This is a genomic window from Microcystis sp. LSC13-02 (assembly GCA_002282935.1).
Classification (GTDB): domain Bacteria; phylum Cyanobacteriota; class Cyanobacteriia; order Cyanobacteriales; family Microcystaceae; genus Microcystis.
The window spans coordinates 14,120-14,607 of the sequence record MTBT01000228.1 but is presented as its reverse complement, the minus strand read 5'-3'; the positions used below and the strand labels follow the sequence as shown (position 1 = coordinate 14,607).

General features: G+C 36.3%; 1 protein-coding gene. It reads right to left on the bottom strand.

The features are described 5' to 3' along the window. Positions 1-488, bottom strand: a 488-nt coding sequence (locus BGL89_RS14280; RefSeq protein ID WP_286826262.1) for an RNA-guided endonuclease InsQ/TnpB family protein, incomplete at both ends; no start/stop codon positions are given.

Here is a 488-nt window from a genome sequence, read left to right as displayed (position 1 = left end):
GCTATCAAGTCGTTTGACTGAATTAAACGGAGTGCCAATTTTTTAGCAAACTCTTCTCGTTGCCTACTTACTTTTAAATGTCCCTTAGCGTACTTTTGTCTAGCCTTTTTGTAATTATTAGACTGCTGTTGCCCTCTTCTAAACTTTTTAGATTTTCTCCTATTTAGTTTATTAAGACGCTTCTCTGCTTTTCGATAATATTTAGGAGGTTCTACTGTATTGTTGTCGCTATCGGCATAAAGATACTTTAGTCCCATGTCTAAACCTACACATTTTTTGGTAGGCTCTAATTTTGGGGTTATATCTCTCACGTCAAGTTTTAACATTAACTGGCAATAATACCCGTCAGCACGTTTAACTATTCTCACCCTTTGAATTTGCCATTCTTGGAAACAGAACAAGTCTCGACTACCAATTAGTTTTAACTCTCCGATGTTTTTACCATCGGTGAAAGTTATTCTTTTGGTATCTCGATTAATCTTCCAGCC